General features: G+C 62.2%; 13 protein-coding genes. 8 read left to right on the top strand and 5 right to left on the bottom strand.

Annotated elements, in window-relative coordinates; all coding sequences use genetic code 11:
* The 5 genes from DBR30_RS08080 to DBR30_RS08060 all read right to left on the bottom strand — a co-directional run.
* Nucleotides 1–358 (bottom strand): SDR family NAD(P)-dependent oxidoreductase (locus DBR30_RS08080; protein ID WP_146181370.1); only part of this gene is annotated, 358 nt, incomplete at its 3' end.
* A gap of 52 nt (nucleotides 359–410) precedes the next feature.
* Nucleotides 411–1313, bottom strand: coding sequence for a 3-hydroxyisobutyrate dehydrogenase (gene mmsB, locus DBR30_RS08075; protein ID WP_108540346.1), 903 nt, complete (start codon nucleotides 1311–1313; stop codon nucleotides 411–413).
* 51 nt (nucleotides 1314–1364) lie between these two features.
* Nucleotides 1365–2477, bottom strand: a complete 1113-nt coding sequence (locus tag DBR30_RS08070; protein WP_108540348.1) for an enoyl-CoA hydratase/isomerase family protein — start codon at nucleotides 2475–2477, stop codon at nucleotides 1365–1367.
* An 18-nt stretch (nucleotides 2478–2495) separates the two neighbouring features.
* Nucleotides 2496–3278, bottom strand: coding sequence for an enoyl-CoA hydratase (locus tag DBR30_RS08065; protein ID WP_108540362.1), 783 nt, complete (start codon nucleotides 3276–3278; stop codon nucleotides 2496–2498).
* A gap of 144 nt (nucleotides 3279–3422) precedes the next feature.
* Nucleotides 3423–4580, bottom strand: a complete 1158-nt coding sequence (locus DBR30_RS08060) for an acyl-CoA dehydrogenase family protein (protein WP_181363525.1) — start codon at nucleotides 4578–4580, stop codon at nucleotides 3423–3425.
* Between the two features lie 319 nt (nucleotides 4581–4899).
* Between DBR30_RS08060 and DBR30_RS08055 the strand changes: the two genes are divergently transcribed.
* The 8 genes from DBR30_RS08055 to DBR30_RS08020 all read left to right on the top strand — a co-directional run.
* Entirely contained in the window at nucleotides 4900–6042 is a 1143-nt protein-coding gene (locus tag DBR30_RS08055; protein ID WP_108540353.1) for an isovaleryl-CoA dehydrogenase, read from the top strand.
* Nucleotides 6039–7673 carry a carboxyl transferase domain-containing protein gene (locus DBR30_RS08050; protein ID WP_108540356.1) on the top strand — a complete coding sequence of 545 codons (1635 nt, stop codon included), beginning with the start codon at nucleotides 6039–6041 and terminating at the stop codon, nucleotides 7671–7673. Before DBR30_RS08055 ends, DBR30_RS08050 begins: the two co-directional genes overlap by 4 nt.
* Before the next feature lie 11 nt (nucleotides 7674–7684).
* The gene (locus DBR30_RS08045) at nucleotides 7685–8539 is read left to right on the top strand and encodes an enoyl-CoA hydratase-related protein (RefSeq protein ID WP_108540359.1); all 855 of its coding nucleotides are present in this window, start codon (nucleotides 7685–7687) and stop codon (nucleotides 8537–8539) included.
* On the top strand, nucleotides 8536–10506 hold the full coding sequence (locus DBR30_RS08040; protein ID WP_108588286.1) for an acetyl/propionyl/methylcrotonyl-CoA carboxylase subunit alpha: 1971 nt from the start codon (nucleotides 8536–8538) through the stop codon (nucleotides 10504–10506). The genes DBR30_RS08045 and DBR30_RS08040 overlap by 4 nt, the downstream gene beginning before the upstream one ends.
* On the top strand, nucleotides 10503–11471 hold the full coding sequence (locus DBR30_RS08035; RefSeq protein WP_108541217.1) for a hydroxymethylglutaryl-CoA lyase: 969 nt from the start codon (nucleotides 10503–10505) through the stop codon (nucleotides 11469–11471). The genes DBR30_RS08040 and DBR30_RS08035 overlap by 4 nt, the downstream gene beginning before the upstream one ends.
* Before the next feature lie 2 nt (nucleotides 11472–11473).
* Complete coding sequence (locus DBR30_RS08030; RefSeq protein ID WP_047436889.1) at nucleotides 11474–11884, top strand: MerR family transcriptional regulator; 411 nt, start codon at nucleotides 11474–11476, stop codon at nucleotides 11882–11884.
* Nucleotides 11885–11920: 36 nt separating this feature from the next.
* On the top strand, nucleotides 11921–12682 hold the full coding sequence (locus DBR30_RS08025) for a substrate-binding periplasmic protein (RefSeq protein WP_108541218.1): 762 nt from the start codon (nucleotides 11921–11923) through the stop codon (nucleotides 12680–12682).
* Nucleotides 12683–12734: 52 nt separating this feature from the next.
* A partial coding sequence (locus DBR30_RS08020; RefSeq protein WP_441296731.1) for a DUF748 domain-containing protein occupies nucleotides 12735–13114 on the top strand: 380 nt, incomplete at its 3' end.

The raw sequence follows: 13114 nt of genomic DNA, 5'->3' as shown, positions 1-13114 counted from the left end.
GGGCCAGCGTCATCTTCTCCACCAGCTCACCCTCTTTCACCTTGATCAGCATGCCATCGCGCAAAATGCCGGCGCAGTTGATAAGACCGTGCAGCACGCCAAAACGCTCCTTGATGGCGGCAAACACGGCTTCAACCTCGGCTTCGCTCGCCACATTGCAGACAAACAGCTCGCACTGGCTATCTTGATCGCACTGATCACTCTTACTGCGCACCAGGGCTGCGGTCGCCTCCAGATCTGCGCGATTGATGTCGAGCAGCGCCAGCGTCGCCCCCTGTGCGCCTAGGGCCAGCGCAATGGCCCGTCCCAAGCCACGTCCAGCGCCGGTAATCACGATGACCTTATCTTTGATATCCATCAATGCTCCTTGTAGCTGGTCGAAGAGAGATGCCTTGAAGAGAGGTGGCCCGTCAGGCGGGATCCTGTTTATCCAGATAGAGTTCGACGATGCTGGAGAAATCGCGTCCCCCCTGCCCTTGAGCGGCATGCAGGTTGAACAGGTTACGCGCGAGCGCCCCCATCGGCACAGCGCTGTGGCCATGCTCGGCCAGCGCCATGGCCAATCCCAAATCTTTCACCATCAAACGGGTCATAAAGCCCCCCTGATAGTTGCGGGCGGCAGGGACATTCTCCATCACCCCGGGCCAGGGGTTGTAGCGCTCAAGACTCCAGTTGTTGCCGGAGCTCTTGCCCATGATGGTGGAGAGCACGGCGGGATCCAGCCCCTCCTTCACCCCGAGGGCCAGCGCCTCGGCAGTGCCCGCCATATGGATCGCAAGCAGCATGTTGTTGCACATCTTGGCGATCTGCCCTGCCCCCAGCGTCCCGGCGTGAAACAGGTTCTGCCCCATGCAGGCGAGCAAGGCTTTTGCCGCCTCGAAATCTGCCGCGTCGCCGCCAACGATAAAGGTGAGCGTCCCGGCGGCCGCACCGGCGACACCGCCCGAGACAGGGGCATCAATAAAGCGCAAACCGCGTGCGCGGGCCGCCTCCCCGACCTGACGGGCAGAGTCGACATCGATAGTGGAGCAGTCGATCACCAGTGCACCAACCGGCAGAGCCGCCAGCAGATCCAGCCCCTCAGACAACCAAAGGGCGCGCACATGCTCCCCCGCGGGTAGCATGCTGATCACCACCTCGCAGCCGGTCACCGCCTCTCGGGCATCCCCCGCTGCGATACAGCCAGCGGCGATGGCGCGCTCAATGTTATGGGCAACCAGATCAAATACCTGCACCCTGTGCCCGGCCCTAGCCAGATTGGCCGCCATGGGCCCCCCCATGTTGCCGAGCCCGATAAACCCTATCCTTGTCATCCCGCTTGCTCCTTGCGTTGCTGATGGCGGCGTCCGCCGGTTGCCAAGATGTTATTCCTTGCAGGCCAACGGATTGCTCCCCTGCGGCCAGCGATAGAACTCATCCAGCCACTCCCCCTCCGGTGGCAACTGCTGCCAGCGGGGCTCTTTATCCTTGTCGATCAGCAGTGCCCGTACCCCTTCCACAAAATCCCCCTTCAGCACGCAGTTGACCGAGAGGGTCAGCTCCTCGGCAAATACCTCGGCCAGGGAGTAGCGGCGAGCCTGCCAATATTGACGCCACAAAATGGCGCGGCTGATGGGGCTGCCGGTGCGGCAGATCTGCTGCGCCTGCCTGAGTACCGCCTCCTGTTCATCGAACTGAGCCTCGAACAACCGCGCCAATACCCCTTGCAACGTGCGCCCCGCCAGCAGGGCACCGATCCTCTGTTGATGGGGCAGCAGCACTGGCGCTGGCAACCGGGTAGCCACCTCACGGTGCAATCCCCTGAGCAGCAGATCGATCTGCTCACGGGGAGCACCACTGCCAGCCCAGTCGAGCACGGCGAGGCGTGACAGCAGCGCACTGCGCTCGCCACTGGCGATGGCGTGATCCGCCAGCCCAAGACCGATGGCATCACTCCCGTTGAAGCGGGCGCCAGTCAGACCGAGCCAGAGCCCCAGCCGCCCCGGCATCCGACTTAAAAACCAGCTTGCCCCCACGTCGGGGTAGAGTCCTATGGTCACCTCCGGCATGGCAAACAGGCTTCTTTCGGTGACAACCCGAAAATCGGCTCCGGCAAACAGGCCAATGCCGCCCCCCATGCAGATACCGTCCGCCACGCAGATCAGGGGCTTGCGATAACTGTGGATATGGTGGTCGAGCCGGTACTCCTGCTCGAAAAAGTCGCGGGCATATTCGAACAGTTCCGCCTCGCTCGCCTCCTGCTTGCGGTAATAGAAGGAGCGGATATCGCCACCGGCACAGAACGCCTTCTCACCCGCCCCCTGCAGCAGCACACAGACGATGGCGGGATCCTGCTCCCAACGGGTCAGCGTCTGTTGCAGGATCTGGATCATCGGCAGGCTCAATGCGTTGAGAGACGCAGGGCTGTCGAGGGTCAACACCCCGATATGATGACCATCTTCGGTGGGATAACAGCTAACCTTGACCGGCTCACTCATAAACGGCTCCGTATGGATTTATTCTGTTGGGCCATATTGCCAGCGTGGTGAGCGTTTCTCCAGGAAGGCGGCCACCCCTTCACGCTGGTTGGCATCGCTAAAGAGATCGAGAAACAGCGCTCGCTCAAGGGGCAAGGCAGCATCCCGCGGGCCACTGCGGCCCTGATTGATCAGGGTTTTGCAGGCGCGCAGGGCTCTCGGGCTCTGGCGCTCCACCAGATGGGCCATCTGATGGGCGGCCTCCCACGCCTGACCGGTTTTCACCACCTCCTCCACCAACCCCATCTCGTAGGCCAGCGAGGCACTCACCTTCTCACCGCAGAGGATCATCCGCTTGGCCCAGCCCGGCCCTACCAGCTCGGTCAGACGCTGGGTGCCACCGGCACAGGGAAGCAAGCCCACCGAGGCTTCCGGCAGTCCCAGCAACGCCTGCTGCTCGGCGATGCGGATATCACAGGCCAGCGCCACTTCCAGGCCGCCTCCCATGGCATAACCATTGATGGCGGCGATACTGACGCCGTGAAAGCGGGCCAGCGCCTCGAAGGCCTTGCCAAAGGCCTCGGCCACTTCGCGGGCCTGCTCGACATTCCCCTCGACAAACATATTGAGGTCGGCACCGGCGCAGAAAAATTTGTCACCCGCACCACGGATAACCAGCGCCACCACATCGGGACGGCTGTCGAGCTCCACCATCATCTGCAAAAAGGCCTGCAGGCTGGCGAGGGTCCAGGTGTTGGCAGGGGGATGGTCGAGGGTGATATAGGCCACGTGGCCATGATATTCGAGTCTGATCCTTGTCATAACATTGTCCTTGTCGATGAAGCTGCCGCCATGATGACAGGCTTGAATGACACCAACCTGTGGTTGGCTCACAAAGCCGAAACCGGCATGGCATGGCATGGCGCAAATCGGGTGGCAGTAGACACCCCCTGATGCGACCACCGGTTAGCCCAGCGACAAACCGGGATCGGCCAACATGCGGCGCGCGATGATGAGTCGCATCACCTCGTTGGTGCCCTCCAGAATACGGTGTACCCGTGTATCGCGCAGATAGCGCTCGAGCGGATACTCGCGGATATAACCATAGCCGCCAAAGAGTTGCAGAGCCTCATCACAGATTCGATAACCCACATCGGTAGCATAACGTTTGGCCATGGCACACCAGGCACTCTTGTCGGGTGCCCCGCGATCCAGTTTGTCGGCGGCCTGACGTACCAGCAGGCGGGCGGCAGCCAGCTCGGTCGCCATATCGGCCAGGCGAAACTGCACGCTCTGGAATTCGCTGATCGGGTGACCAAATTGCTGGCGCTGCTGCACATAAGCCAGCGCATCGTCCAGCGCCTGCTGGGCGGTGCCCACCGAACAGGTGGCAATATTGATGCGCCCCCCATCGAGGGCCTGCATGGCGAACTTGAATCCTTCCCCCTCTTCGCCCAACCGATAACAGGCAGGAATGCGAACCCCGTTGAAAACAACCTCCCGGGTCGGCTGGCTGTTCCAGCCCATCTTCTCTTCCGGCTTGCCATAGACGATACCCGCGCTATCTGCCGGCACCATAAAGGCAGAGATCCCCTTCGCACCTTCACCACCGGTACGGGCCATCACCACCAGCACGTCAGTGCTGCCCGCTCCCGAGATAAAGACCTTGGTTCCCTCGATGAGGTAGCTATCACCCTCGCGCACCGCCCGGGTCTTGAGTGCCGCCGCATCGGAACCCGCCCCCGGCTCGGTGAGGCAATAGGAGCCCAGCAATTCACCGCTAGCCAGTTTCGGAACCCACTCCTTGGCAACCTCGGTGGGCAACCAGTTACCCAGCATCCAGCTCACCATGTTGTGGATGGTCAGATACGCAGTGGTCGAGGTACAACCCATGGCGAGGCGTTCGAAGATGAGGCTCGCATCGAGACGAGGCAGCCCCAATCCGCCAAACTGCTCCGGGGTATAGAGACCACAAAAACCTAGCCCGGCCGCCTGCTTGATGATCGGGATCGGAAACTCATGCTCCTTGTCCCAGCGCGCGGCATGGGGTTTGAGCGCCTCATCGGCAAAGGCGGCGGCCGCCTCCACATACGCCTGTTGATCATCGGTCAGGGTAAAATCCATCTTGTCGTTCGCTCCCTTGTTGCCCCACGCTTGTTGCCCCGCACTTATTTTCCTGAGTTAGCGCTTTATGACGCGGCGCCCACGCGCTGCGTCATTTGGATCTGCCACTGTGGCGCTGTTGTCGTGGTAGCTGATGACGCTTTCACTACCACCTATCTATCGACACACAACAGATTAACAATTGATTTACGTTTACGCTAACGTAAACTTGTGGCAGAAGTGAAGTACAAAATGGACCGACCACTGCCAGCCGTAACGCCGAGTCAGCAGGTCGAACCAACCTTCCTACCCGACTGTCATATCCGCAAGGAGAGCATGGATGCAGATGGATGAGACCCTGAATGCCCTGACCGAACAGGTTGCGGCCTTCTGCCAGAAAGTGATCGCCCCGCGCGCCAGCGAGATCGATCAGAGCAATGCCTTCCCCCGTGATCTCTGGCCCCGGATGGGTGAGCTGGGTCTGCACGGCATCACGGTGGCAGAGGAGTATGACGGGGTGAACCTCGGCTATCTGGCCCATGTGCTGGTGATGGAGCAGGTGAGCCGCGCCAGCGCCTCGGTCGGCCTATCCTACGGCGCTCACTCCAATCTCTGCATCAACCAGATCCACCGCCACGGCACGGCGGAGCAAAAAGCACGCTACCTGCCCCCGCTGGTGAGCGGCGAGCATGTGGGGGCGCTGGCCATGAGCGAACCGGGAGCCGGTTCAGATGTGGTCAGCATGCGCCTCACCGCGGAGCGCGAGGGCGATCACTTCGTGCTGAACGGCAACAAGATGTGGATCACCAACGGCCCGGATGCCGACACCTTCGTCATCTATGCCAAGACAGATGCCAGTGCGGGCCCCAAAGGAATTTCTGCCTTTATCGTTGAAGCCGGCACTCCCGGTTTTTCTACCGCCCAGAAGCTCGACAAGCTGGGGATGCGCGGCTCCAGCACCTGCGAGCTGGTGTTCGACAACTGCCGGGTGCCGCAGGAAAACCTGCTGGGCACCCTGCACGGCGGGGTCAAGGTGCTGATGAGCGGGCTCGATTACGAGCGGGTGGTGCTGGCGGCGGGCCCCCTTGGCATCATGCAGGCCTGCATGGATGTAGTGCTGCCCTATGTGCGTGAGCGCAAGCAGTTTGGTCAAGCCATCGGCGAGTTCCAGCTGGTGCAGGGCAAGCTCGCCGACATGTATACCCGCCTCGCCAGCAGCCGGGCGCTGGTCTACTCGGTGGCGAGCGCCTGCGATCAGGGTCGCACCAGCCGTAAAGATTGCGCCGCAGCCATCCTGTTTGCCGCCGAAAACGCCACCCAGATGGCCCTCGACGCTATCCAGCTGCTCGGCGGCAACGGTTACATCAACGAATACCCCACTGGCCGCCTACTGCGGGACGCCAAACTCTACGAGATCGGCGCCGGCACCTCGGAGATCCGCCGCTGGCTCATCGGCCGCGAGCTGATGGGAGAAAATGCATGAGTCGTATCCACTCCCACCTCGACACGGCGAGCCCGGAATATGCGGCCAATCGGACTGCTATGCAGGGGCTGGTCGACGATCTCCACGCCCGCATTGCCGAGATCGCCCAAGGGGGCGGCGCGGCCAACAACGCCCGCCATCAGGCCCGTGGCAAGCTGCTGCCCCGCGAGCGCATCAATCAGCTGCTGGACCCGGGCTCCCCGTTTCTTGAACTCTCGGCGCTGGCTGGCTGTCAGGTCTATGACGAGCCGGTACCCGCCGCCGGTATCATCACCGGCATCGGCCGGGTCTCGGGCAGGCTCTGCATGTTGGTGGTGAACGACGCCACCGTGAAGGGCGGCACCTACTACCCGCTCACGGTGAAAAAACACCTGCGCGCCCAGGCCATCGCCGAGCGGCTGCGCCTCCCCTGCCTCTATCTGGTGGATTCCGGTGGCGCCTTCTTGCCGATGCAGGATGAGGTGTTCCCCGACCGGGATCACTTTGGCCGCATCTTCTACAACCAGGCCCGCATGTCGGCCCAAAATATCCCTCAACTGGCAGTGGTGATGGGACTCTGTACCGCCGGGGGTGCCTACGTGCCCGCCATGGCGGACGAGTCGATCATGGTCAGGGAGCAGGCCACCATCTTTCTGGCGGGCCCGCCACTGGTCAAGGCCGCCACCGGTGAGGAGATCAGCGCAGAAGCCCTGGGCGGCGCCGAGGTGCACTGCGCCCACTCCGGGGTAGCTGATCATATGGCCCGTGACGATGCCCATGCGCTGGCCATCGCCCGTACCCTGCTCACCCATCTGGGCCGTGACCATACTTCGGCCTCGGACTGGGCATCGGGCAGCACAAGTTACGATGAGCCAGCCTACCCCACTCCCTGTTACCCGATCGAGGAGCTCTACGGTCTGGTGGGCACCAGTCTCAAACGCCCTTACGACGCCCGCGAACTGATTGCACGACTGGTGGATGGCTCTGATTTTGACGAATTTAAGGCGCTGTTCGGCACCACACTGGTGACCGGCTTTGCCCGTATTTGCGGCATGGAGGTGGGGATCCTCGCCAACAACGGCGTGCTGCACAGCGACAGCGCCCAGAAGGGAGCCCACTTTATCCAGCTCTGTAATCGCCGCGCCATCCCGCTACTCTTTTTGCAGAACATCACCGGTTTTATGGTGGGGAGCAGCGCAGAAAAAGAGGGGATCGCCAAGCACGGCGCCAAGCTGGTCACTGCAGTGGCCTGCAGCCGGGTGCCCAAGATCACCCTGATCGTCGGCGGCAGCTTTGGTGCCGGCAACTACGGCATGTGCGGCCGCGCTTATGAGCCCGATTTTCTCTTTAGCTGGCCCAACAGCCGCATCTCTGTCATGGGTGGCGAACAAGCTGCCGGAGTGCTGGTGCAGGTGCGTCGGGACAAACTGACCGTCGAGGGCAAGAGCCTGAGCGAGCAGGAGGCGGCCGCCATCCGCGCCCCGGTGATCGAGCAGTATGAGCGGCAGGGTCACCCCTACTACGCCAGCGCCCGCCTCTGGGATGATGGCGTCATCGACCCGGCCCAGAGCCGCACCGTGCTGGCACTGGCACTGGCTGCCTGTCAGGGGGCCCGCATTGAACCCGAGCAGTACGGCATCTTTCGGATGTAAGGAGCAAAACGATGTCAGATCCACTTACTTCCTCAGCACTTGGCTCTTCAACACAGGGCCCGTTTCGGCTGGAGCGGCACGGCTCATTGGCCGAACTGGTGCTGTCGCGCCCGGCCCGCCACAACGCCTTTGATGCCGACCTGATGCTGGGGCTGCTCGACTGCCTCGATGATCTGGCCCATCTCCATGGTCATGATCTCGCCGAACGCCCCCACGCCCTGCTGCTGCGGGCAGAGGGCAAACACTTTTGCGCGGGTGCCGATCTCAACTGGATGCGCAATCTGGCTCACGCCGATTTTGAGCACAATCGCGAAGACGCCCGGGTATTGGCGCGGCTGATGCAGACCCTCGACGAGCTCCCCTTCCCTACGGTGGCACTGGTACAAGGGGCTGCCTATGGCGGGGCGCTGGGGCTGATCTGTGCCTGCGATATGGTGCTGGCCAGCGATGATGCCCGCTTCTGCCTCTCAGAGGTGAGCCTGGGTCTGGTGCCTGCGGTGATCAGCCCTTACGTGGTGCGTGCCATGGGAATGCGTCAGGCGCGCCGCTACATGCTCAGTGCCGAGCCGTTCGATGCCATTACCGCCTGTCGGCTCAATGTGGCACATCAACTCTGCAAGCCGGATCAACTGCTGGTGGAAGGACGGGCGCAAGCCCTTCGTCTTTGCCGCAACGGGCCGGAAGCGATGAAAGAGACCAAACGACTGCTGGCGGCGATAGAGGCCCATCCTTCCCGCCTGCACGAAGAGAAAACTGTCGAGACCATTGCCCGGGTTCGGGTGGGACTCGAAGCACAGGAGGGGATGCAGGCCTTCTTTGACAAACGCCCTCCCGCTTGGCGTCCCCGTTTCGAGGATGAGACATGACCCATCACACTCAGATTAAACGCCTGCTGATCGCCAATCGCGGCGAAATCGCCGTGCGCATCATCAAGACGGCGAAACGCCTCGGCATTCACACCATCGCCCTCTACTCCGATGCCGACGCCCATGCCATGCACACCCGTCTGGCCGATGAGGCCTGGCATCTGGGGCCCGCACCGGCCAGAGAGAGCTATCTCGACACCGGCAAGGTGCTGAAGATTGCCAAAGAGGCGCGCGCCGATGCAATCCATCCCGGTTACGGCTTTCTGTCGGAAAACAGCGATTTTGCCACCGCCTGCGAACAGCGCGGCCTGCGCTTTGTCGGCCCAAGCGGCGCCGCCATTCTCGCCATGGGCGACAAATCGGGAGCCAAGGCGCTGATGCAGGCCGCTGGCGTACCTGTGCTGCCCGGCTATCACGGCACGGATCAACGGCCGGACTTCTTGCGCGATCAGGCGAGCCAGATTGGCTTCCCGCTACTTATCAAGGCCGCCAGTGGCGGCGGTGGCAAGGGGATGCGCCGGGTCGATCAGCTGGCCGACTTTGACGAGTCACTGGCGGCAGTCAAACGGGAAGCCAAGGCCGCCTTTGGCGACGATCTGGTGCTGCTGGAGCGCTATCTGCCCCAGGCTCGCCATGTTGAGGTGCAGGTCTTTGCCGATAGCCTCGGCAACGCCATCTATCTGGGGGACAGGGACTGCTCCTTGCAGCGACGCCATCAGAAGGTGATCGAAGAGGCGCCCGCCCCCGACATCCTTCCGGCTCTGCGCCGCGCCATGGGGGAGGCAGCCGTGGCCGCAGCCAAGGCCATCCACTATCAGGGGGCTGGCACCATCGAGTTCCTGCTCTGCAAGGATGAGTTCTTCTTTATGGAGATGAACACCCGGCTGCAGGTAGAGCATCCGGTCACCGAAGCGGTGACCGGGCAGGATCTGGTGGCCTGGCAGCTGGCCGTGGCCGAGGGCAAGCCACTGCCACTCACTCAGGAGGAAGTGGTGCTGCGCGGCCATGCGGTGGAGGCGCGCCTCTACGCCGAGGATGTGGCGGCCGGTTTTTTGCCTGCCAGCGGGCCTATCCACTGGCTCCACTGGCCCGTTGGCGTGCGCATCGACACTGGCGTCACCGCTGGCGATGAGGTGAGCCCCTATTACGATCCCATGATCGCCAAGCTGATCGCCCACGGCCAGAGCCGCACCGAGGCGTTCGCCAAACTGGCCGATGCGCTGGCGGCGCTGGATCTCGGCCCGCTGGTGCACAACGGCCCGCTGCTGCTGCGCCTGTGTGAAGAGCCTGACGTCCTGGCCATGGGCCACCATACCCAGTGGCCCATCCCTACCACAGCGCAACCCATTCCTGAACTTGCCTGGCCGCTGGCTACCCTCTGGCTGGCGAGCCGCCCTGTGGGCACCTCCCCCTGGCAGCAAGCCTGTGGATTTCGGCTAGGGCCGGATCGCTGCTGGACAGCGGCGGTGCGCATCGGTGATGAGCGCCGGGTATTGACCCTTCGCGATCGTGACGGCCAGTTTGAGTGGCAAGGGGAAAACCGTTGCTACCAGCGAGGTGACGACCATATCCGGCTGCAACAGGGTGGCTGCTGGCAGCAGATCCCCATTCAGACGGTCCCAGGCTCGGAGGCAACCTTCATCATGACCCTGGGGGGCCAGCGCATCCGCTTCGCGGCCGATGATCGGCAGCACAGCCACCACCATGAGCAGGCAAACGAGAAGGCGCAGGGCGCCATCGCGCCCATGCACGGCATAGTGGTAGCCGTGCTGGTCGAGCAGGGGCAAACGGTCAGCAAGGGGCAACCCCTGCTGGTACTGGAGGCGATGAAGATGGAGCACCAGTTGCGCGCAGAGCGGGACGGGGTAATTGAGGCGCTGCAGTGCAAGCAGGGTGAGCAAGTTAGCCAGGGGGCCATGCTGGTGCGCTTTGCCGAAGAGATTGCCACACAGGAGGATCACCCATGAACCGATCACAGGACGTCCGTGACGACAGGGTCAGTCTGGTGGAGATGGGGCCGCGCGATGGCCTGCAAAATGAAGCTGCGCCCCTCTCCTTGGTACAGCGGCTGGAGTTGATCCAGCGACTGGCCGACAGCGGCCTGCAACGCATCGAGGTGGGTGCCTTTGTCTCTGCCAAAAAAGTGCCGCAGATGGCGGACTCCGCAGCGCTGTTCGAGGCACTGCCGCGCAAGGGCTCAACCCGTTACGGCGCTCTGGTGCCCAATCTGCAAGGCTTGCAGGCAGCCATTGCCGCCCGCGCCGATGAGATTGGCCTCTTCACCGCCTGCTCCGACGGTTTTACCCGCACCAATATAGGCATCAGCGTGGAGGAGTCGCTGGTGCGCTTCGCCCCGCTGGTGCAGGAGGCGCGCCGCCTCGGCATCAAGGTGCGCGGCTACCTCTCCACCGTCATCGCCTGCCCGTTCGATGGCCCGACCCGCCCGAAACGGGTCGCTGCCATAGCCGAGCAACTGCTGGATCTCGGTTGCCACGAAATTTCGCTGGGGGACACCATCGGCGTTGGCACCCCGGGCACGGTGGCGCCCATGCTGGATGCGGTGCTGCACGAGATCCCGGCGGGTCGACTCGCGGTCCATTTTCACGACACCTACGGCCAGGGGTTGGCCAACCTGCTACCCGCGCTGGAGCGCGGCATTCGCACCATCGACTGCTCGGTGGCGGGGCTTGGCGGCTGCCCCTATGCGCCGGGCGCCTCCGGCAATGTGGCGTCAGAAGAGGTGGTCTACCTGCTGCACGGCCTTGGCATGACGACGGGGGTGGATCTCGACAAACTGGCGGCCACCGGCCAGTGGGTCAGCGAGCAGCTCGGTCGCCCCAACGGCTCACGGGTCGGTCAGGCCCTGCACGCCAATGCCGAGCGGCTGCGTGCCCGCCTCTGCCAGCCACACGCCCAGCAACAGGAGTCATGACCATGTCCCGTTCCCTGCCCGGCAAGGAGATCACCTACAGCATTTCGGAGCTGGCCCACGAATTCGATGTCACACCGCGCACCATCCGCTACTACGAGGATGAGGGGCTGCTCACCCCGCTGCGGGAGGGGCAAACCCGCATCTACAGCCACCGGGACAAGATCCGGCTCAAATTGACCCTGCGCGGCAAACGGCTGGGGTTTAGCCTGGCCGAGATCCGCGAGCTGTTCGATATGTACGACACCGACAAATCGAGCAAAACCCAGCTCCACTCCATGATCCAGCTGATCGATGAAAAGCGCGACGCACTGCGCCAACAACTGGAGGATATCCAGATGGTGATGGCCGAGCTGGAAGCCGCCGAACAGCGCTGTGTTAATTCCCTTAACAGCTTGAAAACTGGCGCAGATTAACCGAATCTGGGAGCAAGCTATTGCCTTGGGGATCCCATGAGATATTGGTGCTGGTTTTTGCTCTTGTTCAGCCTCTCTGGCTGGAGCCATCCCCTCATCAAGGTTGGCGGATACCCCTATGCCCCCTTTGTGGTCAAACTCTCCGATTCCCGCTATGAAGGGCTGACTCTGGAGCTTATCGACCAGCTCAATGCCGTACAGAAAGAGGTGACCTTCGTCTTTGTTCCCACCTCGGCCGCCAACCGTTACAAGGCGCTCGATCTGGGCCGTTTCTCGCTGATGCTGTTTGAAGACACCAAGTGGGGCTGGGACACCGATAAATTCAAGATGACAACCCCCTTCCTCGGTGGTGGCGAGGTCTATGTGGCCCTGAACAAAGCGGGCCGGGATCAGCGCTTTTTTGACGATCCTGCCAGCCATCACCTCATCGGGGTGACCGGCTATCACTACGGTGTCGGCCAGTTCAATGCCGATCCCCTCTACCTGCAGCGCAAGCTCAATATCACCCTGGTCAAAGACAACGTCAGCGCCCTGCAAGCGCTACTCAAAGGGCGCGGCGAGGTAGCCATTCTCAACGTTTCCTACCTTAACCAGTATCTGCAGGCCAATCCCGACACAGCCGACCAGCTGCTGATCTCGCAAAAATGGGATCAACAGTATCAACACCGCGCCATCCTTCACCCTGAGGCCCCCATTACCCCTGCCCAGCTGGAACAGTGGCTGGCAGTGCTGCAACAAAAGGGTGAACTGGATCGCCTTTGGACAAAGTACGGCGTACAACAGCACGCAACCCCATGATTACTATCCAGCTTTTCTGTACCATGGCGGGAACCAATTGGGAGTGCACCAAATGAACACCACCGAGCCCGCGTCCCCCAAGCTCCGCTTGCTGCGCTACCTTGCCTACGCTTTCCTGCTGCTTCTTATCCTGATCACTCTGCTGCTGTGGCAAACCCCTCGTCTAATCCAGCGCTATCTGCCCGGCTGGCTGGCCGAGCACTATGGCCTGCAACTGACGCTGGGGGAGATTGACGTAGGGCTGCGCAACCCTTCTCTCACCCTCGGCGCGACCGCCCTGCTCGATGCCAAACAGCAGCCCATCATCCGTTTTGAGCAGCTCTTTATCACCCCCGACCTGCAAGCCAGCTGGCAGCAGAAAGGGGTCGTGCTTTCCGCCGTCACCCTGACCAAACCCGTGGTGCAGTTGCAACGGCTGGCAGACAAAAAGGG

Origin of the sequence: Aeromonas sp. HMWF017 (genome assembly GCF_003061465.1) — a bacterium.
Taxonomy (GTDB): domain Bacteria; phylum Pseudomonadota; class Gammaproteobacteria; order Enterobacterales; family Aeromonadaceae; genus Aeromonas; species Aeromonas veronii.
Note: the sequence above shows the minus strand (reverse complement) of the source record. Positions and strands in the feature narration are given on the sequence as shown.